This is a genomic window from Pseudomonas sp. SDO5215_S409 (genome assembly GCF_054071325.1).
In genome coordinates this window covers 26123-46991 of sequence record NZ_JBSVWN010000031.1, presented here as the reverse complement: position 1 = coordinate 46991, position 20869 = coordinate 26123, and the positions used below count along the sequence as shown (strand labels likewise).

General features: G+C 63.1%; 20 protein-coding genes. 8 read left to right on the top strand and 12 right to left on the bottom strand.

Annotated features, from left to right (window positions below; genetic code table 11):
- The first annotated feature begins 52 nt into the window (after positions 1 to 52).
- Complete coding sequence (yccS, locus tag ACW9H9_RS16975; protein ID WP_457341973.1) at positions 53 to 2227, top strand: YccS family putative transporter; 2175 nt, start codon at positions 53 to 55, stop codon at positions 2225 to 2227.
- Positions 2228 to 2231: 4 nt separating this feature from the next.
- On the opposite strand, the gene ACW9H9_RS16970 is transcribed toward yccS, so the two are convergent.
- Positions 2232 to 2969, bottom strand: coding sequence for a substrate-binding periplasmic protein (locus tag ACW9H9_RS16970; protein ID WP_457341974.1), 738 nt, complete (start codon positions 2967 to 2969; stop codon positions 2232 to 2234).
- A 195-nt stretch (positions 2970 to 3164) separates the two neighbouring features.
- Between ACW9H9_RS16970 and ACW9H9_RS16965 the strand changes: the two genes are divergently transcribed.
- Positions 3165 to 3617, top strand: coding sequence for a GNAT family N-acetyltransferase (locus ACW9H9_RS16965; RefSeq protein ID WP_457341975.1), 453 nt, complete (start codon positions 3165 to 3167; stop codon positions 3615 to 3617).
- A 34-nt stretch (positions 3618 to 3651) separates the two neighbouring features.
- Here ACW9H9_RS16965 and ACW9H9_RS16960 read toward each other — a convergent pair whose 3' ends face one another.
- From ACW9H9_RS16960 to ACW9H9_RS16950, 3 genes are read right to left on the bottom strand one after another with little or no spacing between them, the layout of a single operon-like run.
- A complete protein-coding gene (locus ACW9H9_RS16960) occupies positions 3652 to 3948 on the bottom strand; it encodes a winged helix-turn-helix domain-containing protein (protein ID WP_457341976.1) in 297 nt (98 codons plus the stop codon).
- A gap of 20 nt (positions 3949 to 3968) precedes the next feature.
- Positions 3969 to 4469, bottom strand: a complete 501-nt coding sequence (locus ACW9H9_RS16955) for a M48 metallopeptidase family protein (RefSeq protein WP_457341977.1) — start codon at positions 4467 to 4469, stop codon at positions 3969 to 3971.
- A 42-nt stretch (positions 4470 to 4511) separates the two neighbouring features.
- Positions 4512 to 6620, bottom strand: a complete 2109-nt coding sequence (locus ACW9H9_RS16950; protein ID WP_457341978.1) for a putative bifunctional diguanylate cyclase/phosphodiesterase — start codon at positions 6618 to 6620, stop codon at positions 4512 to 4514.
- A gap of 276 nt (positions 6621 to 6896) precedes the next feature.
- Between ACW9H9_RS16950 and ACW9H9_RS16945 the strand changes: the two genes are divergently transcribed.
- The gene (locus ACW9H9_RS16945) at positions 6897 to 7562 is read left to right on the top strand and encodes a polysaccharide lyase family 7 protein (protein ID WP_457341979.1); all 666 of its coding nucleotides are present in this window, start codon (positions 6897 to 6899) and stop codon (positions 7560 to 7562) included.
- Positions 7563 to 7634: 72 nt separating this feature from the next.
- On the opposite strand, the gene fba is transcribed toward ACW9H9_RS16945, so the two are convergent.
- From fba to tkt, 6 genes are all read right to left on the bottom strand, one after another.
- Positions 7635 to 8699, bottom strand: coding sequence for a class II fructose-bisphosphate aldolase (gene fba / locus ACW9H9_RS16940; protein ID WP_003177554.1), 1065 nt, complete (start codon positions 8697 to 8699; stop codon positions 7635 to 7637).
- A 123-nt stretch (positions 8700 to 8822) separates the two neighbouring features.
- Positions 8823 to 9155, bottom strand: a complete 333-nt coding sequence (locus ACW9H9_RS16935) for an MliC family protein (RefSeq protein ID WP_457341980.1) — start codon at positions 9153 to 9155, stop codon at positions 8823 to 8825.
- Positions 9156 to 9194: 39 nt separating this feature from the next.
- Positions 9195 to 9419 (bottom strand): hypothetical protein, encoded by a 225-nt coding sequence (locus tag ACW9H9_RS16930; protein WP_457341981.1) that lies wholly within the window; start codon positions 9417 to 9419, stop codon positions 9195 to 9197.
- Positions 9420 to 9448: 29 nt separating this feature from the next.
- Positions 9449 to 10612 (bottom strand): phosphoglycerate kinase, encoded by a 1164-nt coding sequence (locus ACW9H9_RS16925; protein WP_457341982.1) that lies wholly within the window; start codon positions 10610 to 10612, stop codon positions 9449 to 9451.
- Positions 10613 to 10629: 17 nt separating this feature from the next.
- Positions 10630 to 11685 (bottom strand): erythrose-4-phosphate dehydrogenase, encoded by a 1056-nt coding sequence (gene epd, locus ACW9H9_RS16920; RefSeq protein ID WP_457341983.1) that lies wholly within the window; start codon positions 11683 to 11685, stop codon positions 10630 to 10632.
- 168 nt (positions 11686 to 11853) lie between these two features.
- Positions 11854 to 13851, bottom strand: coding sequence for a transketolase (gene tkt, locus ACW9H9_RS16915; protein WP_457341984.1), 1998 nt, complete (start codon positions 13849 to 13851; stop codon positions 11854 to 11856).
- Between the two features lie 258 nt (positions 13852 to 14109).
- On the opposite strand from tkt, the gene ACW9H9_RS16910 reads away from it, so the two are divergent.
- The 4 genes from ACW9H9_RS16910 (at position 14110) to ACW9H9_RS16895 (ending at position 18621) form a co-directional block, all read left to right on the top strand.
- Complete coding sequence (locus ACW9H9_RS16910) at positions 14110 to 15105, top strand: ArsR/SmtB family transcription factor (protein WP_457341985.1); 996 nt, start codon at positions 14110 to 14112, stop codon at positions 15103 to 15105.
- A gap of 19 nt (positions 15106 to 15124) precedes the next feature.
- Positions 15125 to 16315, top strand: coding sequence for a methionine adenosyltransferase (metK, locus tag ACW9H9_RS16905; RefSeq protein ID WP_457341986.1), 1191 nt, complete (start codon positions 15125 to 15127; stop codon positions 16313 to 16315).
- Between the two features lie 143 nt (positions 16316 to 16458).
- Positions 16459 to 18144, top strand: coding sequence for an NAD-dependent DNA ligase LigB (gene ligB / locus ACW9H9_RS16900; protein WP_457341987.1), 1686 nt, complete (start codon positions 16459 to 16461; stop codon positions 18142 to 18144).
- Between the two features lie 81 nt (positions 18145 to 18225).
- A complete protein-coding gene (locus tag ACW9H9_RS16895; protein WP_457341988.1) occupies positions 18226 to 18621 on the top strand; it encodes a DUF1090 domain-containing protein in 396 nt (131 codons plus the stop codon).
- An 18-nt stretch (positions 18622 to 18639) separates the two neighbouring features.
- On the opposite strand, the gene ACW9H9_RS16890 is transcribed toward ACW9H9_RS16895, so the two are convergent.
- Positions 18640 to 19089, bottom strand: a complete 450-nt coding sequence (locus tag ACW9H9_RS16890) for a c-type cytochrome (protein ID WP_457341989.1) — start codon at positions 19087 to 19089, stop codon at positions 18640 to 18642.
- Between the two features lie 128 nt (positions 19090 to 19217).
- Between ACW9H9_RS16890 and mltA the strand changes: the two genes are divergently transcribed.
- Positions 19218 to 20393 (top strand): murein transglycosylase A, encoded by a 1176-nt coding sequence (mltA, locus tag ACW9H9_RS16885; protein WP_457341990.1) that lies wholly within the window; start codon positions 19218 to 19220, stop codon positions 20391 to 20393.
- A gap of 61 nt (positions 20394 to 20454) precedes the next feature.
- Here mltA and ACW9H9_RS16880 read toward each other — a convergent pair whose 3' ends face one another.
- A complete protein-coding gene (locus tag ACW9H9_RS16880) occupies positions 20455 to 20841 on the bottom strand; it encodes an MAPEG family protein (protein WP_457341991.1) in 387 nt (128 codons plus the stop codon).
- Between the last annotated feature and the right edge of the window lie 28 nt (positions 20842 to 20869).

Here is a 20869-nt window from a genome sequence, read left to right as displayed (position 1 = left end):
GCGTCATTACTGGCTCAATTTAGCGCCATCGTCCCGGAAAACCCCTGCCTTCATGTCATCGACCACGTTCAAGCAGTCCATGCGGCGCCTTTGGGCACTGGATAAGTTCAGTTACAGCGTACGGGTGTTCATCGCCCTTACCGGCAGCATGGCGCTGTGCTGGTATCAGGATGAAATGTCACTGCTGATCCCGCTGTTCCTGGGGATTGTCGCCAGTGCCCTGTCCGAAACCGATGACAACTGGCAAGGCCGCCTCAATGCGCTGGCCGTGACGCTGGTGTGTTTCAGCACCGCCGCGCTGTCGGTGGAGCTGCTGTTCCCTTACCCGTGGATCTTCGCCATCGCCCTGGCCCTGGCCAGTTTTTGCCTGACCATGCTCGGCGCCCTCGGCGAGCGCTACGGTGCGATTGCCTCGGCCACGTTGATTTTGTCGGTGTACACCATGATCGGCGTGGACCAGCGCGGCGGCGCGGTCACCGACTTCTGGCACGAACCCTTGCTGCTGGTGGCGGGCGCGGCGTGGTACGGCTCGCTGTCGGTGTTGTGGCAGGCGCTGTTTTCCAACCAGCCGGTGCAGCAGAGCCTGGCGCGGTTGTTTCGGGAGCTGGGGCGTTACCTCAAGCTCAAGTCGTCGCTGTTTGAACCCATTCGCCAGCTGGACGTGGAAGCCCGCCGCCTGGAACTGGCCCAGCAAAACGGCCGGGTGGTGGCGGCGCTGAATGCTGCGAAGGAAATCATCCTGCACCGCGTGGGCAATGGCCGACCGGGCTCGAAGGTCAGCCGCTACCTGAAGCTGTATTTCCTGGCCCAGGACATCCACGAACGCGCCAGTTCATCGCACTACCCCTACAACGCCCTGGCCGAAGCGTTCTTCCACAGTGACGTGCTGTTCCGCTGCCAGCGCCTGTTACGCCAGCAGGGCAAGGCCTGCCAGGGCCTGGCCGAGTCGATCCAGTTGCGCCAGCCGTTCGTGTACGACGCCAGCTTCGCCGAAGCCCTGGGCGACCTGAACGCCTCGCTGGAACACCTGCGCATCCAGAGCAACCCGGCCTGGCGCGGCCTGCTGCGCTCGTTGCGGGCGCTGGCCACCAACCTCTCGACCCTGGACCGCCTGCTCAGCGACGCCAGCAACCCCGACAGCCTGGCCGACGCCACCGACAGCAGCCTGCTCGACCGCTCGCCGCGCAATGCCCGGGAGATGTGGACACGCCTGCGCACCCAGCTCACGCCCACGTCGCTGCTGTTTCGCCACGCCCTGCGCCTGCCGCTGGCGCTGAGTGTCGGTTACGGCATGGTGCACTTGATCCACCCCTCGCAGGGTTACTGGATCATCCTCACCACATTGTTTGTGTGCCAGCCCAACTACGGCGCCACCCGCCGCAAACTGGGCCAGCGGATCGTCGGCACGGCCATCGGCCTCACCGTGGCCTGGGCGCTGTTCGACCTGTTCCCCAACCCCATCGTGCAGTCGTTGTTCGCCATCGCCGCAGGCCTGGTGTTCTTTATCAACCGCACCACCCGCTACACCCTGGCCACGGCCGCCATCACCTTGATGGTGCTGTTCTGCTTCAACCAGGTGGGCGACGGCTACGGGCTGTTCCTGCCGCGCCTGCTGGACACCCTGCTCGGCAGCCTGATCGCGGGCCTGGCGGTATTTTTGTTCCTGCCAGACTGGCAAGGCCGCCGCCTGAACAAGGTGTTGGCCAATACCCTGACCTGCAACAGCATCTACCTGCGCCAGATCATGCAGCAATACGCCCAGGGCAAAAGCGACGACCTGGCTTACCGCCTGGCCCGACGCAACGCCCACAACGCCGACGCAGCGCTGTCCACCACCCTGGCCAACATGCTGATGGAGCCCGGTCATTTCCGCAAAGAAGCCGACGTAGGCTTCCGCTTTCTGGTGCTGTCCCACACCCTGCTCAGCTATTTGTCGGGCCTGGGCGCCCACCGCGGCACCGAACTGCCCGCTGAAATGCGCGAACACCTGATCGACGGCGCCGGCCACACCCTGGCCAACAGCATCGATGAGATCGCCACGGCGCTGGCCAACAAACAGGCGATCGCGGTGCAGAGCGATGCCGAAGAAGCGCTGGCCGCAGACCTTGAGCAGATGCCGGACGAAATCGACGAGGGCCAGCGGTTGGTGCAAACGCAACTGGCGCTGATCTGTCGCCAACTGGGGCCGCTGCGCACGCTGGCGGCGCACCTGATAAGGGATGTATAGGGGCCTACATTCCGTGCTGCTTCAACAGGCGCCCATAGGTCCCATCGGCCTTCATCCGGGCAATCTCGCGGTCAAACCCGGCGACGATTTGTGCGTGTTGCGGGTTTTTCAGGCTCACCAGGATGTGCAGGCCGTTCTCGGCCAGCGGCTTGGGCAAGAACGCCAACGAACTGCGCACGCGGGGTGACTCGCGCGCCAGGTAGTAACGGGCCACGAATTCATCCTCTACGGTGAGCCGCACGCGCTTGGCCGCCACCATCCGCACCGCCATCGCGAAGTTGTGCACCGGGACTTTCTGTAGGTTTGCGTCATTGTCGAACGCAGGCGAATAGGCGTAACCGCGCACGATTGCGATGGAATCGTCGTACAGCTGCGTCAGATCCTGGTAGTCGATGGGGTCATCACGGTGCTTGAGAAACACCACCCGGTTGAGCAGGTACTCGGCGGAAAACTGTCCCAACCGGGTGCGCGGCTCGTCAAACCAGGCGTTGATCAACACGTCATAACGCCCGTCGCCCACGCCCATCAGCGCCCGGGCCCACGGCACTTGTTCAAATTCGCTGGCGTAACCGGCGCGGGCCAGGGCGGTGGTGACGAGGTCGGTGGCCAGGCCGCCATTGACCAGGGTCGCGTCGGTGAACGGCGGCCAGGCGTCCGCCACCAGGCGCAGGCGCTCGGCCGCCGCTGTCTGGGCCAGCAGGAGCAGAGCGAGCAAAGCAACGGCATGAGGCAAACGCGGCATGCGGGGGGTCCTTTCGCTGCAAGCAGATCCTTCCGAGCGATGGACCGGGTTCATCGCTCGCGCTGTATAGCAGAGTACACAAAGGAGGCGCGGTCGCCAGTGCGCAATGATGGCAAATTGACGCCACTCACAAAACCCACGACTTTTTATGCCATGGGCTTACTATCACCGGCACGTCTTTAGGGAGAAAACGCGATGACAATCGACTGGGTCTGCAAACACCACAATGATCTGGGCAAGGACCAGCTTTACGCCCTCCTGCGCCTGCGCGCCGAGGTGTTCGTGGTGGAGCAGAAATGCGTCTATCAGGACATCGACGGGCAGGACCTGGAAGGTGACACCCACCACCTGATGGCCTGGCACGATAACCAGTTGGTGGCCTACCTGCGCCTGCTGGACCCGGACACCCAAGGCGGTGACGTGGTGATTGGCCGCGTGATCGTGGCGCCCAGCGCGCGCGGGACAGGGCTGGGGCACGTAATGATGGAAGAAACCTTGCGCCAGATAGACAAGCTCTGGCCGCAAATGCCGATCTTTCTGTCGGCCCAGGCCCATTTGCAGGGGTACTACGGGCGATACGGGTTCGTGGTGGCGGGCGAGCAATACCTTGAGGACGACATTCCCCACATCGGCATGCGCCGCGACTGAAAACCCGGGCCTCGCGGTTCAAGGCCCCCTTGAGTCAGGGGTAGTCCAGCACCCGCTTGATCGAAGGCAGGTTCGCCTCGATCCAGCTGCGGTCGATGGCGCCCCACGCGTGGATCCGGTAGCAGCCCGCGTGATTGCGGGCGCCGGCTTGCTGCTCGAACACACAGACGATGTCCAGGTCGGCCAAGGCGGCAATGGTGTCCTGCGCCGTGCGCCGGGGCATGCCCGTCACCTCGGTCAGCGCCGGCACGCTGTTGGCCAGCCCGCTGTCGATCAGGTACGCCACGTACAGGCGGCGGTAGAAACTGCTTTTGGTCTTGCTGACATCCATGCTCGAGCGCCTTTGGAAGGTTAAGTCTTGCCCTGCAGATCCCGCCAGGTCAGGTACACCCGCAGGTCGAATTCCACCTGATGGTAGTCGGGCATCATGTATTGGCAGAGTTTGTAGAACGCCTTGTTGTGGTCCGATTCCTTGAAGTGCGCCAGCTCGTGCACCACGATCATGCGCAAAAACTCGGGCGCCGCGTCCTTGAACAACGCGGCGATGCGGATTTCTTTCTTGGCCTTGAGGTTGCCACCCTGCACCCGTGACACCGTGGTGTGCAGGCCGAGGGCACGGTGGGTCAGGTCCAGGCGGTTGTCGAACAGCACTTTGTCGATGGCCGGCGCGTTGCGCAGGTGTTCCTGCTTCAGGGCCTGGGCGTAGCCGTACAGCGCCTTGTCGCTCTGCACCCCGTGCCGCTCTGGGTAGCGCTGGGTCAGGTAGGCACCCAGTTGGTCTTTGGCGATCAACTGGCGCACTTGCTCCTGCAACGCAGCGGGATAGGCCTGGAGGTATTTCAACGCGGTCATGGCGGCCAACAACGGGATGTGAAGGCCGCCAGTGTAGCGAATTCAGCGCGGCGCTGCGCGCAGGTGCCAGTCCGTCACTTCCTGGGCGACCAGGGGCTGCGCCACCCAGGGCCCCTGTACAAAGTCGCAACCATTGGCCTTGAGCCAGTCGTATTGCTCGACCGTTTCGACACCTTCGGCGATCACCTGCAAGTCAAAATGCCGACACAGTTCGATCAGGCTGCGCACCACCGCCGCATCACGCGGCGAGTCGGGCAAGCGGGCGACCAGTTGCGGGTCGAGCTTGAGGGTGTCGAACACCAGGTCCCGCAGGTGGGCCAGGGAACAAAGCCCGGCGCCAAAGTCATCCAGGGCAATGCGCACCCCGGCCTGGCGCAGCAGCTTGAGCTGTTTGACCGACTCGTCCCGGTGGTGCATCAGGCTTTCTTCGCTGATTTCCACTTCCAGTTGCCGGCCCTGTAGCCCATGGCGCTCCAGCACTTGCTGCAACTGGTTGACCAGGTTGGGCATCTTGAACTGGCTGCTGCTCAAACTCATGCTCAGCACCAACTCGTCACCCAGCGCGGCCCAGGCCTGGCGCTGCTCGGCGGCCTGCTGGTAGATCCAGTTGCTCAGCTGGTTGATCAGCCGTGCTTCTTCCAGCAACGGCAAAAACAGCCCGGGCGGCACGTCCCCGACGCTGGGGTGCTGCCAGCGCAGCAGCGCCTCGACTCCGCGCAAATGCCCATCGTGCAGCGACACCTGCGGTTGGTACACCAGGGTGAAGTCCTTTTGTTCGATGGCGCTGCGCACGCTGTCTTCAAGCATCAGCCGCGAGCGGGCGCGGCCGTTCATTTCCTGGTCGTAATAGCGATATTGCTGACGGCCCGCACGCTTGGCTTCGTACATGGCCACGTCGGCTGCACGCAGCAGGCTGTTAATGTCCGAGCCGCAGTCGGGAAAGGTGGCGATGCCGATACTGACCCCGAGCAACACCTCAAGGCCCTCGACCTGTTGCGAGATCGACACCCGTTCGATCAGTTTTTCGGCAATTTTTGCGGCCTGCTCGGCGAACTCCAGTTCCAGCAACGCGGTGAATTCATCCCCGCCCATGCGCCCAAGCAAGTCATAGGAGCGCAGGCACGCCTTGAGCTGTTCCGACACCCAGCGCAACACCCGGTCACCCGCATCGTGGCCCAACGAATCGTTGACGCGCTTGAAGCCGTCCAGGTCCAGGTACAACAACACCAACGAGCGTCCGCTGCGCTCGTTGCGCCGCAGCACGTTTTCCACGGCCTGGTAAAAGCCGCGTCGGTTGAGCAGGCCGGTCAGCGGGTCGGTGACGGCCTGGAACTCCAACTGCTGATGCAGGTGGCGCACTTCAGACATATTCAACACCGTCACCACCATTGCCTGCTGCTCGGCGGGCAACGGCGCGCAAGACATGGCCACCGGTAATTGCTGGCCAACGGCCGTGCGCAGGATAGCGTCATGCAAGCGCCAGGTTTCGCGGCGTTTATAGCCTTCATACAACGCCGAACCGGACCAGTCGGGTACGTGAGGCTTTTGGAGAAAGTCCAGAAACTGGGCGCCGCACAACTCGGCCACCGGGGCGTTGAGCAACCGCGAAATCGCCGGGTTGGCGTAGCTGATCACGCCGTCTTCGCCCACCACCAGGATGCCTTCGGCGGCGTTGTCCAGCACCGAGGCATTAAACGCGCGGGCCGATTCCAGGTCGTGGCTCAGGCGCTGGAGCGCCCGGCGGTTGCGCTGGTGTTCCAGCAACGCCTGGACCTTGGGCTTGAGGATATTGGGGTCGAAGGGTTTGAGCAGGTAATCGATCGCGCCGCTGGCGTAGCCCTCCAGCACCGCCGCTGACGATTGGGCGTTGGCGCTCAGAAAGATGATCGGCGTCATCCGCGTCCGCTGGCTGCCGCGCATCAGCCGCGCCACTTCAAAACCGTCCATGCCGGGCATCATCACGTCCAGCAGGACCAGGTCGACTTCATGCCTGAGCAACAGCTCCAGGGCTTCGACACCGGAAGCGGCAGTGACCACCTGCCAGTCTTCGCGCTGCAAAAGCGCACGCATGCTGGTCAGGTTTTCGGGATAGTCATCGACCACCAAAAGAACTGAACCACCTTCACCAGCGGGGGTTGGAGCGCGTTCCATGCACAAATCTTCCTTTTCAAGCTAATCCGGTCATTTTTGCCACATAACCGGACGAATACTGAGGGATCACTCTAGCCGCGGATCCGGCAAAGCAGAAGCTATGACAATGCCATCATTGCGCCAAAGCGCAGGAAGCCGACTAACGGTCAATGCTCACAGCCCACGCCGTAAGGGAAACATGGCTTTTTGACAGTTACTTGGCGTCAATAAAGCATTAACAAGCGCGATATCGCGTTTTATAAAGGTGCCCATTTCTCCCGCCCAAAGGCCCTACCCATGATTGACCTGTCCACCTGGAACCTGACCATTCCCGTCGGCACGCCCCCCACCACCATCGACACGCCCAGGCTGGTGAGCGGTTTCAAGAACAGCTACTTCCATGCCGACTCCGGCACGCTGTTTTTCTGGGCCCCAGTCACCGGCAGCCGTACCGCCAACACCGAGTACCCGCGCAGCGAACTGCGCGAAACCTACGCCGACGGCCGCCTGCGCAACTGGACCTACGACCAGGCCGACAACTTCCTGCGCGCCACGCTTGCGATCAATCAGGTGCCGTCCTCGGGGCGCGTGGTCATTGGCCAGATCCACGCGTACCAGAGCACCAAGCCGCTGATAAAGCTGGAGTACCAGTACAAGGACAGCAAACAAACCGGCAGCGTCATCGCCAAAGTCCGCATGCGCCCGGACGACGGCGAGGGACGTACGGTTGTCGTCGCCGAAAACGTGCCGCTCAACCGCAACTTCACGTACGTCATCCACCTCAACAAGGCCGGCCTGCTGAGCATCAACGCGGCCAACGGGCAGTGGAACGAACGCATCGGTGCCGCCTGGGGCACCAAGCCGCTGTATTTCAAGGCCGGGGTGTATGTGCAGGACAACAGCGGCAACAGCCAGGAAGGCGGCAAGGTGACGTTTGCCAAGCTGGATATTGATCATCAGTAAACCCTGGCCGACCCGCATGGCGCCCACAAAAAAACCCGCATCGCTGCGGGTTTTTTCAGTAGCGCCTGAGGCTTAGTTCACCTTGGCGTTCAGCTCACCCTTGAGGTAACGCTGGTACATCGCTTCCAGCGAGATCGGCTTGATCTTCGACGCATTGCCGGCCGTACCGAACGCTTCATAACGTGCGATACACACGTCACGCATGGCGGTCACGGTGGCGCCGAAGAATTTACGCGGGTCGAACTCGCTCGGGTTGGTCGCCATCAGGCGGCGCATGGCGCCGGTGGACGCCAGGCGCAGGTCGGTGTCGATGTTGACCTTGCGCACGCCGTACTTGATGCCTTCGACGATTTCTTCAACCGGCACGCCGTAGGTTTCCTTGATGTCGCCGCCGTACTGGTTGATGATCGCCAGCCACTCTTGCGGCACCGAGGACGAACCGTGCATCACCAGGTGGGTGTTGGGGATGCGCTTGTGGATTTCCTTGATGCGGTCGATGGCCAGCACGTCGCCGGTAGGCGGCTTGGTGAACTTGTACGCGCCGTGGCTGGTGCCGATGGCGATGGCCAGGGCATCGACCTGGGTCTTTTTCACGAAATCGGCAGCTTCTTCCGGGTCGGTCAGCATCTGGCTGTGGTCCAGCACGCCTTCGGCGCCGATGCCGTCTTCTTCACCGGCCATGCCGGTTTCCAGCGAACCCAGGCAGCCCAGCTCGCCTTCTACCGAAACGCCGCAGGCGTGGGCCATGGCCACGGTCTGTTGGGTCACGCGCACGTTGTATTCGTAGTCGGTCGGGGTCTTGCCGTCTTCGCCGAGCGAGCCGTCCATCATCACCGAGCTGAAGCCCAGTTGGATGGAGCGCTGGCACACGTCAGGGCTGGTGCCGTGGTCCTGGTGCATGCACACCGGGATGTGCGGGAATTCTTCGATGGCGGCCAGGATCAGGTGACGCAGGAAGGGGGCACCGGCGTATTTGCGGGCACCGGCCGAAGCCTGGACGATCACGGGGGAGTCAGTCTTGTCAGCGGCTTCCATGATGGCGCGCATCTGCTCGAGGTTGTTGACGTTAAAGGCTGGGACGCCGTAGCCGAACTCGGCTGCGTGGTCCAGCATTTGACGCATGCTGATAAGTGCCATGGTGTATCTCTCCCGGTCGAGGGTCGTTAATCGTGCAAGCCTGCCGTAGCGGCGGCTGCTATTCAAGTTATTGCAGGTCAGGCTTTACGCATCCAACCTGCTGAATCGTTATTGCTGTCAGGCTTATTGGGCTTTGCAGCCACGCCCGATCAAATCATCGGTGGCGACCCAGTAAACCAGGCCTTCCTCACCTTTTGTGTGAAACGCCAACTGGCCATCGGTGTACAACACCCCCGAGGCAGCCACGTCTTGTTTAAGGCGGTACACCTGGGCAGAACCGCCCAGGCGCACGTCCACCTGGCTGCGGGCCGCGTCGGCAAAACGCCAGTTGACTTGCGCCTGGCTGTCGCACGTCCAGGTGGTCCACGTGTCCGAAGGCTGGGCCTTGTCGAACAGGTTCAAGCTGCTGCAACCACTCAACACAGCCAATGCGGCCAGGGCGATGACGCCTTTCATTATCATTCCTCGGTGCAGTCGGTTAATGGATCAGACCCGTCAAGGGCAACCCTGTTCCGACCCTTCGGACGGGGTGTCGTACTTTTCCAACCGCTGCGGCCCGATGCGCTTGCTGATCACCGGCAGGGTTTCAGCCTGCCAGTCCGCCTGGTAGCAGCGCTTGTGCGGCGGCCCGCCCGTGTCTGCTTCAGGCGCGGGCTTGGGCGCACTGCTGCAGCCGGCCAGCAGGCCGACTGCCACAACGAGCGCGATCGATTTGATCATGGGAAGGCTCCTTTTCCTGATCACCGGCCTCAGTCTTTGGCGCGGCTTTCCAGCACTTCAACGGCGGGCAGCACTTTGCCTTCGACGAACTCGAGGAATGCACCGCCACCGGTAGAAATGTAGGAGATTTGTTCAGCAACGCCATATTTGTCGATGGCCGCCAGGGTGTCACCGCCACCGGCGATGGAGAACGCAGCGCTGTCGGCGATGGCCTTGGCCAGCACTTGGGTGCCATGGCCGAACTGGTCGAACTCGAACACGCCCACCGGGCCGTTCCACAGGATGGTCTTGGACGACTTCAGCAGTTCGGCGAAGTGGGCTGCGGTTTGCGGGCCAATGTCCAGAATCATGTCGTCGGCCGCCACGTCAGCGATGGCCTTGACGGTGGCTTCGGCGCTCTGGGCGAACTCCTTGGCCACCACCACGTCCACCGGCAACGGCACGCTGACCTTGGCCGCGATGGCACGGGCGGTGTCCAGCAGGTCCGGCTCGTACAACGACTTGCCCACCGGGTGACCGGCAGCGGCCAGGAAGGTGTTGGCAATGCCGCCGCCGACGATCAACTGGTTGCAGATCTGGCTCAGGCTGTTGAGCACGTCCAGCTTGGTGGACACTTTGGAGCCAGCCACGATGGCGGCCATTGGCTGGGCCGGTGCGCCCAGCGCCTTGCCCAGTGCGTCCAGCTCAGCGGCCAGCAGCGGGCCCGCCGCGGCGACCTTGGCGAACTTGGCCACGCCATGGGTCGAACCTTCGGCGCGGTGCGCGGTGCCAAAGGCGTCCATCACGAACACGTCGCACAGGGCCGCGTATTGCTGGGCCAGTTCGTCGCTGTTCTTTTTCTCGCCTTTGTTGAAGCGCACGTTTTCGAACAACACGATGTCGCCCGCCTTGACGTCAACACCGCCCAGGTAATCGGCCACCAACGGCACTTCACGGCCCAGGGCCTTGCTCAGGTAATCGGCGACCGGCTTGAGGCTGTTTTCGGCCGAAAACTCACCCTCGGTCGGGCGTCCCAGGTGAGAACACACCATTACGGCCGCGCCTTTTTCCAGGGCCAGCTTAATGGTCGGCAGCGAGGCCAGGATTCGCGCATCGCTGGTGACAACACCGTCCTTGACCGGGACGTTGAGGTCTTCGCGGATCAATACGCGCTTACCTTGCAGATCGAGGTCGGTCATCTTCAACACGGTCATGGGTCGCAGTTCCTGAATTACTGTTGAGGTTGTGGTGAGGCGATGTGCAGGTAATGGCCTGCAACGTCGAGCATTCGGTTGGCAAAGCCCCATTCGTTGTCGAACCAGGCCAGGATGTTCACCAGCCGTGGGCCCGAAACGCGGGTCTGGCTGGCATCGACAATGGCCGAATGCGGGTCATGGTTGAAATCACAGCTGGCGTGCGGCAACTCGGTGTAGGCCAGCAGGCCTTTGAGCGGGCCACTCGTCGCGGCGTCGCGCAATATCCGGTTGATCTCGCCCGCGTCGGTGTCGCTGACGGTCTGCATGGTGATGTCCAGGCACGACACATTCACCGTCGGCACCCGTACGGCTTTGGCCTGGATTCGCCCGGCAAGTTCCGGCAACAGTCGCTCGATGCCGCGCGCAAGGCCGGTGGACACCGGAATCACCGACTGGAACGCCGAGCGTGTACGGCGCAGGTCTTCATGGTGGTAGGCATCGATGACCGGCTGGTCGTTCATTGCCGAGTGAATCGTGGTGATGGACACGTAGTCCAGGCCCACCGCCTGGTCCAGCAGGTGCAACAGCGGCACGCTGCAGTTGGTGGTGCAGGAGGCGTTGGACACCAGCAGTTCATCGCCGGTCAGGCAGTTCTGGTTGATGCCATAGACGATGGTGGCGTCCACATCCGCCTCGCTGGCCATCGGCTGGGAAAACAGCACACGCGGCGCGCCGGCATCCAGAAAGCGCTGGCCGTCGGCGCGGGTGTGATACACACCGGAACACTCCAGCACCAGGTCCACGCCCAGTGCGTGCCAGTCGATGCCTTCGGGGGTGGCACTGCGCAACACTTTCACGCAGTTGCCATTAATGTGCAGACAATCGTCCTCGACCCGCACTTCGCCGGGGAAGCGGCCGTGGGTGGAGTCAAAGCGTGTCAGGTATTCGATGCTGGCCATGTCGGCCAGGTCATTGATCGCCACAATTTCAAACCCGGCCGCCGCCCCTCGCTCGAACAGAGCACGCAAGACGCAACGACCAATGCGGCCGTAGCCGTTGAGTGCAACTTTGTAGCGACGCGGTGCAGGCATGGGGTTCTCGATCAATGTTCGTACGGTGTTGAATGTTCTGACGCCATTGCGGCGATGCGGCGACCCGACACACCCGCCGCCACATCAGACCGCAGTCCAAAGGTGGGAGCAAGCGTGTCGGGGCGCCGCATCGCCGCGATAGCGTCAGCACAGACAACGCAGACTGACTTAGTCTTCCAGCAGTTCTTGCGCCTGGCCCAGGATGTTTTCCAGGGTGAAACCAAACTCTTCAAACAACGCTGGCGCCGGCGCCGACTCACCGTAGGTGGTCATGCCGATCACGCGGCCTTCCAGGCCCACGTACTTGTACCAAAAGTCTGCATGAGCCGCTTCGATGGCAATGCGCGCGCCCACTTGCACCGGCAGTACCGACTGCTTGTAGCCTGCGTCCTGGGCATCGAACACGCTGGTGCACGGGATGGAAACCACGCGCACGTTCACGCCTTGCTCGGTCAGCTTGTCGTACGCCTGAACGGTCAGGCCCACTTCGGAACCGGTGGAGATCAGGATCAGTTGCGGCTCGCCCACGCAGTCCTTGAGCACGTAGCCACCGCGGCTGATGTCGGCGATCTGCGCGTCGGTGCGTACCTGGTGCTGCAGGTTCTGACGGGAGAAGATCAGCGCCGACGGGCCGTCCTTACGCTCGATGGCGTGTTTCCAGGCCACGGCCGATTCCACGGCGTCCGAAGGGCGCCAGGTGTCCAGGTTCGGCGTGGTGCGCAGGCTGGTCAGTTGCTCGACCGGCTGGTGCGTCGGGCCGTCTTCGCCCAGGCCGATGGAGTCGTGGGTGTAGACGTGAATCACGCGCTTCTTCATCAGCGCAGCCATACGCACGGCGTTGCGGGCGTATTCCATGAACATCAGGAAGGTCGCGCCGTAAGGCACCAGGCCACCGTGCAGCGACACGCCGTTCATGATGGCGCTCATGCCGAACTCGCGCACGCCGTAGTACATGTAGTTGCCGCTGGCGTCTTCAGCCGAGACACCTTTGCAGCCTTTCCACAGGGTCAGGTTGGAACCGGCCAGGTCCGCCGAACCGCCGAGGATCTCGGGCAGCAGCGGGCCAAAGGCGTTCAGGGTGTTCTGGCTGGCTTTGCGGCTGGCGATGGTTTCGCCCTTGGCCGCGACTTCGGCGATGTAGGCCGAGGCTTTTTCCGAGAAGTCGGCAGGCAAGTCACCGGCCAGGCGGCGGACCAGCTCGTTGGCCAGTTCCGGGAACTCGGCGGAGTAGGCCGCGAAACGCTGGTCCCACTCGGCTTCGGCGGCAAGACCGGCTTCCTTGGCGTCCCACTCGGCATAAATGTCGGCCGGGATTTCGAACGGACCGTGGGTCCACTTCAGCGCTTCACGGGTCAGGGCGATTTCCGCGTCACCCAGCGGGGCGCCGTGGCAGTCTTCTTTGCCTTGCTTGTTTGGCGAGCCGAAGCCAATGGTGGTCTTGCAGCAGATCAGGGTCGGCTGCTCGCTCTTGCGGGCGGTGTCGATGGCGGTCTTGATCTCTTCCGGATCGTGGCCGTCGACGTTGCGGATCACCTGCCAGTTGTAGGCTTCGAAACGCTTTGGCGTGTCGTCGGTGAACCAGCCTTCGACTTCGCCGTCGATGGAGATGCCGTTGTCATCGTAGAACGCGATCAGCTTGCCCAGGCCCAGGGTGCCGGCCAGGGAGGCCACTTCGTGGGAAATGCCTTCCATCATGCAACCATCACCCAGGAACACGTAGGTGTGGTGGTCGACGATGTTGTGGCCAGGACGGTTAAACTGCGCGCCCAGCACTTTTTCGGCCAGGGCAAAACCCACGGCGTTGGCCAGGCCTTGGCCCAGGGGGCCGGTGGTGGTTTCGACACCCGGGGTGTAGCCGAATTCCGGGTGGCCCGGGGTGCGGCTGTGCAGCTGGCGGAAGCTCTTGAGGTCATCGATGGTGACGTCGTAGCCGGTCAGGTGCAGCAGCGAGTAGATCAGCATCGAGCCGTGGCCGTTGGACAGGATGAACCGGTCACGGTCGGCGAACGACGGGTTGCTCGGGTTGTGTTTCAGATAATCGCGCCAAAGCACCTCGGCGATATCCGCCATGCCCATCGGGGCACCGGGATGGCCGCTGTTGGCTTTTTGCACGGCATCCATGCTGAGGGCACGAATAGCGTTGGCACGCTCACGACGGCTGGGCATCGCAGATCTCCTGGAGTTGAATAAAAGAAACGGAAAAAAGGATCGGCATTTTCCCAGAGCCACCGCCTGCGGGCAATGACAGATAGTCAGTTGAGGGATTTTTTCCTGTGCTTTGCCCGGCAAACCCCTGCAGAAGTGTTTCAACGCTTCGTCTATTGCTTATAGCCACGGCTTATAACCGCCGATTATCGACCAATATCAAAACTTTTTGATATTGGTCTTGCAGCGACCGCACCCCGTCTCTAGACTGCTGGACCTATGAACGCATCCGCCCCCTCCATTCGCCCCGACGATTGCGACGAGCTGGCCGCCCTGTGCAAGGCCGCTGGCGAGCCGTTGCGCCTGAATGTGCTGCGGGCGCTGACCAACGATTCCTTTGGGGTGCTGGAGCTGGCGCAGATCTTCGCCATCGGCCAGTCCGGCATGAGCCACCACTTGAAGGTGCTGGCCCAGGCCGACCTGGTCGCCACCCGCCGCGAAGGCAATGCGATTTTTTACCGCCGTGCCCTGCCCCACGCCGAACAGTTGGGCGGCAAGCTGCACGCGGCCTTGCTTGATGAAGTGGACAACCTGCCGCTGCCCGCCGATGTGCAGACGCGGATCAACCAGGTGCACGCCCAACGCGCCGCCGCCAGCCAGGACTTTTTCTCGCGGGTAGCGGAGAAGTTTCGCGCCCAGCAGGACTTGATCGCCGGGCTGTCGCAGTACCGCGAAAGCGTGTTGGCGCTGCTGGACAAGCTGAGTTTCAGTGACACCGCCACGGCGGTGGAAGTCGGGCCCGGCGACGGTGGTTTTCTGCCCGAGCTGGCGCGGCGTTTTCATCAGGTCACGGCGCTGGACAACAGCCCGGCCATGCTCGAACTGGCGCGCCAGCTGTGCGAACGCGAAGCGCTGGGCAATGTTCGCCTGCAGTTGGCGGACGCGCTGAACCCCACCAGCCTGCACGCCGATTGCGTGGTGCTGAACATGGTGCTGCACCATTTCGCCGCCCCCGCCGATGCCCTCAAGCAGATGGCGAACCTGCTGCAAGCGGGCGGCAGCTTGTTGGTCACCGATTTATGCAGCCACAACCAGAGTTGGGCCAAGGAGGCCTGCGGTGATCTCTGGTTGGGGTTTGAACAGGACGATCTGGCCCGTTGGGCCACCGCTGCGGGACTTGTGCCCGGGGAAAGTCTGTATGTAGGCCTACGTAACGGTTTCCAGATTCAGGTCCGCCACTTTCAGCGACCGGCTGGCGACACCCAACTTCGGTAAATATCAGGAAAACATCGATATGAGCGAGTACTCCCTTTTCACCTCCGAATCCGTGTCTGAAGGCCATCCGGACAAAATCGCCGACCAGATTTCGGACGCCGTGCTGGACGCCATCATTGCTGAAGACAAGTTCGCCCGCGTGGCGTGCGAAACGCTGGTAAAGACCGGCGTGGCGATCATCGCTGGCGAAGTCACCACCTCCGCCTGGGTGGACCTGGAACAGATCGTTCGTGACGTGATCACCGACATCGGCTACACCAGCTCCGACGTAGGCTTTGACGGCGCGACCTGCGGCGTGATGAACATCATCGGCAAGCAGTCGCCCGACATCAACCAGGGTGTGGACCGCGCCAAGCCTGAAGACCAGGGCGCCGGTGACCAGGGCCTGATGTTCGGCTACGCCAGCAACGAAACCGACGTGCTGATGCCCGCACCGATCACCTTCTCCCACCAGCTGGTGCAGCGCCAGGCCGAGGCCCGCAAGTCCGGCCAACTGCCGTGGCTGCGTCCGGACGCCAAGTCCCAGGTGACCTGCCGTTATGAAGGCGGCAAAGTCGTCGCCATCGACGCCGTCGTGCTGTCGACCCAGCACAACCCGGACGTGTCCTACAACGACCTGCGTGAAGGCGTGATGGAGCTGATCGTCAAGCACGTGCTGCCTGCCGACCTGCTGACCCGCGACACCCAGTTCCACATCAACCCGACCGGCCAGTTCATCATCGGCGGCCCGGTGGGCGACTGCGGCCTGACCGGTCGCAAGATCATTGTCGACAGCTACGGCGGCATGGCCCGTCACGGCGGTGGCGCGTTCTCCGGCAAGGACCCGTCCAAGGTTGACCGTTCGGCAGCCTACGCCGGTCGTTACGTGGCCAAGAACATCGTTGCCGCCGGCCTGGCCGAGCGCTGCGAGATCCAGGTGTCCTACGCCATCGGCGTGGCCCAACCTACGTCGATCTCGCTGAACACCTTTGGCACCGGCAAGATCAGCGACGACAAGATCGTCAAGCTGGTGCGTGAAGTGTTCGACCTACGCCCTTACGCCATCACCACCATGCTCGACCTGCTGCACCCGATGTACCAGGAAACCGCGGCCTACGGTCACTTCGGCCGTACCCCGGCGCAGAAGACCGTGGGTGACGACACCTTTACCACGTTCACCTGGGAAAAGACTGACCGCGCCAACGACCTGCGTACTGCTGCGGGCCTGTAATCGTCTGACGCTGCCAGCAAGACCCCGTGCGGCCTGCCCCCGCAGGCCGACACATCGGGTAAAAAGCCTCGCCTTCGCGGGGCTTTTTTGTGCCTGCGCGGGTGGCGTAGGCTGGGCGTCCTTTCGGAGCAAGGATGCTCATGATGAAACTGTTGAGGCGCTTACTCGCGGCCCTTTTATGCGCGGCCCCCACCCCCACGGCCCTGGCTCAAACCTGCCCCGGCTGGACGGCCGAGCAGGCACACACGCAGATCGGCACGCTGCAACAACAGGTGCGCACCTGGGATGACAGCTACCACCGGCTGGGCCAGTCGTTGATCAGCGACGAACTCTACGACCAGGCCCGCCAGCGCCTGAACCTGTGGCGCGCATGCTTCCCCTCGCCCACCCCGGCCAGCGACCACCCACTAGCCACCTCACGCGGCACCCTGCGCCATCCCGTGCCGCACACCGGCCTGGAAAAGTTGCTGGATGAACCCGCCGTTGGCCAGTGGTTGAGCACACGCCACGACGTGTGGGTGCAACCCAAAGTCGATGGCGTGGCCGTGACGCTGGTGTATCGCAAGGGCCGCTTGCACCAGGTCATCAGCCGTGGCGACGGGGTGTTGGGGCAGGACTGGTCAGTGTCCGCCCGCCAGATCCCGGGCATCGTCCAGCAATTGCCCACGCCGGTGGATGCGCTGCTGCAAGGTGAGCTCTACTGGCGCCTGGACGGGCACGTCCAAGCCGCGAAAGGCGGCCTCAATGCCCGCAGCAAAGTGGCCGGGCTGATGAACCGTTTGCAGTTGAGCGCCACCGAGGCGGTCGGCATCGGCCTGTTTGTGTGGGCTTGGCCCGAGGGCCCGGCAGACATGGCCCAACGGCTCGACCAACTGACGCAGTGGGGGTTTACCGACAGCCAGCGTTTCAGCCAACCCGTCGCACACCTCGGCGACGCCGCCCGCTGGCGCGATTATTGGTACACACATCCCCTGCCCTTCGCCAGCGATGGCGTGGTGCTGCATCAAAGCCAGCGCCCCGCCGCCGATCGCTGGAAAGTCAGCGCGCCGTATTGGGCGGTGGCCTGGAAATACCCGTTGTCGAGTGCGCTGGCCCAGGTGCAGGCGGTGCATTTCAAGATCGGCCGCACGGGGCGCATCACCCCGATCCTGGTGCTGGACCCGGTGTGGCTCGACGACCGGCAAATCCGCCGGGTCAGCGCAGGCTCGCTGGCACAGTGGCAAAGCCTGGACATCCGCCCCGGCGATCAGGTGTCCATCAGCCTCGCCGGGCAGGTGATCCCGCGCCTGGAGCAGGTCATCTTGCGCAGCCAGCCACGGGTCGACCTCAAGGTGCCGCACGCCAAAGACTTCCATTCGCGAAGTTGCTGGCAGCTGTCGCCGGGCTGTGAGGAGCAACTGCTCGCCCGCCTCACCTGGCTGGGCGGCCATCAGGGCCTGGCGTTGCCACAGATGGGTCGCCAGACATGGAACACTTTGATCCAGGCCGGTCTAATCAACGGTTTGCTGGATTGGTTGAGCCTGGATGCGGCAGAGCTTGCTACCATTGACGGCTTGGGCGAGCGCAGCCGTACCCGCTTGCTCGACAGCCTGCGCAGCGCCCGACAGAAACCGTTCGCTCAATGGCTCAAGGCCCTCGGCGTACCGCCCACCGCCCGTAACCACTTGCACGGTGGCTGGGCGGCGCTGGTGGCCAGAGACACCCAGGCCTGGCTGGCCGAAGACGGCATCGGCCCGGGGCGCGCGGCGCAGTTGAGCGCTTTTTTCCGCGACCCGCAGGTGGTGGCGCTGGGGGAAACCTTACGGGCCGCTGGCATTGACGGGTTTTAGCGCTCGGCGCGGCGGTTTTGACCCAAACCGGCAGAATTCATCCTGCTAGCCTGATTTCGACTTTTTTACCTTGGAGCCTTTATGAAATTTCTTGCCCCTTTGGCCGTGTTGACCCTCGCCAGCGTCATGTCCACGGCATCGATGGCGGCCGACGCCACCCCGCCTCTTACTGGTTGCGCGGCCAAGCGCCAGGCCATCAGCACCCAAATCGAACAAGCCAAGGCCCACGGCAACACCGAGCAACAAGCGGGCCTGGAAAAAGCCCTGAGTGAAACCACCGCCAACTGCACCGACGCGTCCCTGCGCAAAGAGCGCGAAAACAAGGTGCTCGACGCTCGCCACGAGGTCAGTCGCCGTCAGGCCGACCTGGACAAGGCGGTCAAAAAGGGGGACGCCGACAAGATCAACAAGCGCAAAGACAAACTCGCCGAGTCCCGCAAAGAGCTGCAAGGCGCCCTCGACGAACTCGACAAATAAACACCGCCCGGCAGGGGCTCAATGATTGCGAAACTGTTTATGGCACGCGGTGCAGGCGTCTTCGACTTTCTGCACCGCGGGCCGCAGATTGTCGGCGTTGTAAGGCTGCGCCCGGCTGGCGACGACCAACTCATCGGTCGCCGTTTCGAGCGTTCGCGCCATGTCCTGGAACAGTGCCTGTTTTTGCCACACCGCATCGGTGGCGCTGGTGTGCTCGTCTTCACGCACGCTGGGGAAGTGTTTCCAGGGCTCGTGGGACAAGGCATCAAGCTTGACCGCGCCTTCGGCAAAGGTTGCACCGTCGAACGGGAGGCGCCCGCGCAACATGCCGCCCAGGTCTTCGCCGGTCTTGAGCATTTGCTTGAAGATGGCCTTGCGCTGGCCCAGCGGCGAATTCGGGTCAACGCCGCCGCAGGCAGACAGCGCCAGGCAGGCGAGCAGGACAACGGTCAAGGGTTTAAACGTCATGATGGCTCAAGGTCACGGGAAACGGCGGCCAGTATCCTCGCCCCGCCCGCAAAGGCCAATAGCCCTATTAATAACAAGGGTTGCCCCACACGCCGTGCGCGGCGGGCAACCCCCTCGGGAATGTTTGCATGAATGCCACACTGAAACCCTGGAGCCGCCGCTTGGCGTGGGCCCTGCCGATGTTCGCGCTGCTGGCCGGCTGCGACACGGGCAAGGATGACAAAAAAACTGAACCGCACGCGGTGGCCACGTATGTCGGCGCCCCTTGGGAGGCGTTGCCAGCGGTGTCCGACGGCGACTTGCAGGCCGGTTTCCAATCCTGGCGCAGCGCTTGCCAGCGCCTCAAGAGCGACGCGGTGTGGGGCCCCACCTGCAGCGCCGCCGCCACGGTGCCTGCCACGGCCACGGCAATTCGTGGGTTTCTCAAGGAACGCCTGGATGTCTACGGCCTGCGCTCGGCCGACAACACCCCCAACGGCCTGATCACCGGCTACTACGAGCCGGTCTACCCCGGCAGCCTCACCCAAACCGCCACCGCCCATGTGCCGGTGTACGGCGTGCCGGACGACCTGATCGTGGTCAACCTGGACAGCATCTACCCCGAACTCAAGGGCAAACGCCTGCGCGGTCGCCTGGAAGGTCGCGTGCTCAAGCCCTATGACGACGCCAGCACCATCAACGGCCAGGGTTCCACCGCCAAACCCATCGCCTGGCTGACCAACCCGATGGACCTGCAGTTTCTGCAAATCCAGGGCTCGGGCCGCATCCAACTGGCGGGCGGGCGCCAGTTGCGCGTCGGGTATGGCGACCAGAACGGCTACCCTTACCGGCCAATCGGCCGCTGGCTGGTGGAACAAGGCGAGCTGAAAAAAGAAGACGTGACCATGGGCGCCATCAGCGCCTGGGCCAAGGCCCATCCGCAGCGGATCCCCGAATTACTGGCGAGCAACCCCAGCTACGTGTTTTTCAGCGCCCGCCCCGACAGCAACGAAGGCCCACGCGGCTCGCTGAACGTGCCGCTGACGGCGGGCTACAGCGTGGCGGTGGACCGCAAGGTCATTCCGCTGGGCAGCCTGTTGTGGCTGTCCACCACCACCCCCGACGGCGCGGCACTGGCCAGGCCGGTCGCCGCACAAGACACCGGCGGCGCCATCACCGGCGAAGTCCGCGCCGACCTGTTCTGGGGCACTGGCGACGCAGCGGGAGAGCTGGCGGGCAACATGAAGCAGCAAGGGCAGATCTGGCTGCTGTGGCCTAAAGGCGCCGCACTGCCCCAGGTGCCGGACGCACCGGCTGGCACCTGACACCCCCTCGACCACCTGCGGGAGCGGCACGCCGTCTCCCGCACAGGTTCAGCCCACCACCTCAGATCGACACAAAAAAGAACGCCGCAATCAACGCCATCCCCACCGCCCACACCACCGAGCGCAACGCTGCCCAGTCGGCCAGGTAGCAGATGATGTAGAGCAAGCGGCTGGTGACAAACAGCACCGCCAGCACATTGATAGTAACCAAGGACGCATGCCCCGCCACGTGGGCGATGATGACTGCCGCCGCAAACGCCGGGGTCACTTCAAAGCTGTTGAGCTGAGCGCTGTGCGCACGCTTGGCGGCCCCCTCGAGCGTGTCGAGGAAAGCACGCGGGTCGTGGTTCTGCCGGGGCCCGAACTTGCCGCCGCTGAACTTGGCCACCCCCGTGCACAGGTAAGGCAGGAAAAAAGCGATCAACACACACCAGAAAGCAACGGTCATACCCTATTCCTTTTTTGTCTTGATGACG

Excerpts from the sequence above, each read along its gene's own strand:
- yccS (WP_457341973.1), top strand. The coding sequence starts at position 53 with ATGTCATCGACCACGTTCAAGCAGTCCATGCGGCGCCTTTGGGCACTG.
- ACW9H9_RS16970 (WP_457341974.1), bottom strand. The coding sequence starts at position 2,969 with ATGCCGCGTTTGCCTCATGCCGTTGCTTTGCTCGCTCTGCTCCTGCTG.
- ACW9H9_RS16965 (WP_457341975.1), top strand. The coding sequence starts at position 3,165 with ATGACAATCGACTGGGTCTGCAAACACCACAATGATCTGGGCAAGGAC.
- ACW9H9_RS16960 (WP_457341976.1), bottom strand. The coding sequence starts at position 3,948 with ATGGATGTCAGCAAGACCAAAAGCAGTTTCTACCGCCGCCTGTACGTG.
- ACW9H9_RS16955 (WP_457341977.1), bottom strand. The coding sequence starts at position 4,469 with ATGACCGCGTTGAAATACCTCCAGGCCTATCCCGCTGCGTTGCAGGAG.
- ACW9H9_RS16950 (WP_457341978.1), bottom strand. The coding sequence starts at position 6,620 with ATGGAACGCGCTCCAACCCCCGCTGGTGAAGGTGGTTCAGTTCTTTTG.
- ACW9H9_RS16945 (WP_457341979.1), top strand. The coding sequence starts at position 6,897 with ATGATTGACCTGTCCACCTGGAACCTGACCATTCCCGTCGGCACGCCC.
- fba (WP_003177554.1), bottom strand. The coding sequence starts at position 8,699 with ATGGCACTTATCAGCATGCGTCAAATGCTGGACCACGCAGCCGAGTTC.
- ACW9H9_RS16935 (WP_457341980.1), bottom strand. The coding sequence starts at position 9,155 with ATGAAAGGCGTCATCGCCCTGGCCGCATTGGCTGTGTTGAGTGGTTGC.
- ACW9H9_RS16930 (WP_457341981.1), bottom strand. The coding sequence starts at position 9,419 with ATGATCAAATCGATCGCGCTCGTTGTGGCAGTCGGCCTGCTGGCCGGC.
- ACW9H9_RS16925 (WP_457341982.1), bottom strand. The coding sequence starts at position 10,612 with ATGACCGTGTTGAAGATGACCGACCTCGATCTGCAAGGTAAGCGCGTA.
- epd (WP_457341983.1), bottom strand. The coding sequence starts at position 11,685 with ATGCCTGCACCGCGTCGCTACAAAGTTGCACTCAACGGCTACGGCCGC.
- tkt (WP_457341984.1), bottom strand. The coding sequence starts at position 13,851 with ATGCCCAGCCGTCGTGAGCGTGCCAACGCTATTCGTGCCCTCAGCATG.
- ACW9H9_RS16910 (WP_457341985.1), top strand. The coding sequence starts at position 14,110 with ATGAACGCATCCGCCCCCTCCATTCGCCCCGACGATTGCGACGAGCTG.
- metK (WP_457341986.1), top strand. The coding sequence starts at position 15,125 with ATGAGCGAGTACTCCCTTTTCACCTCCGAATCCGTGTCTGAAGGCCAT.
- ligB (WP_457341987.1), top strand. The coding sequence starts at position 16,459 with ATGAAACTGTTGAGGCGCTTACTCGCGGCCCTTTTATGCGCGGCCCCC.
- ACW9H9_RS16895 (WP_457341988.1), top strand. The coding sequence starts at position 18,226 with ATGAAATTTCTTGCCCCTTTGGCCGTGTTGACCCTCGCCAGCGTCATG.
- ACW9H9_RS16890 (WP_457341989.1), bottom strand. The coding sequence starts at position 19,089 with ATGACGTTTAAACCCTTGACCGTTGTCCTGCTCGCCTGCCTGGCGCTG.
- mltA (WP_457341990.1), top strand. The coding sequence starts at position 19,218 with ATGAATGCCACACTGAAACCCTGGAGCCGCCGCTTGGCGTGGGCCCTG.
- ACW9H9_RS16880 (WP_457341991.1), bottom strand. The coding sequence starts at position 20,841 with ATGACCGTTGCTTTCTGGTGTGTGTTGATCGCTTTTTTCCTGCCTTAC.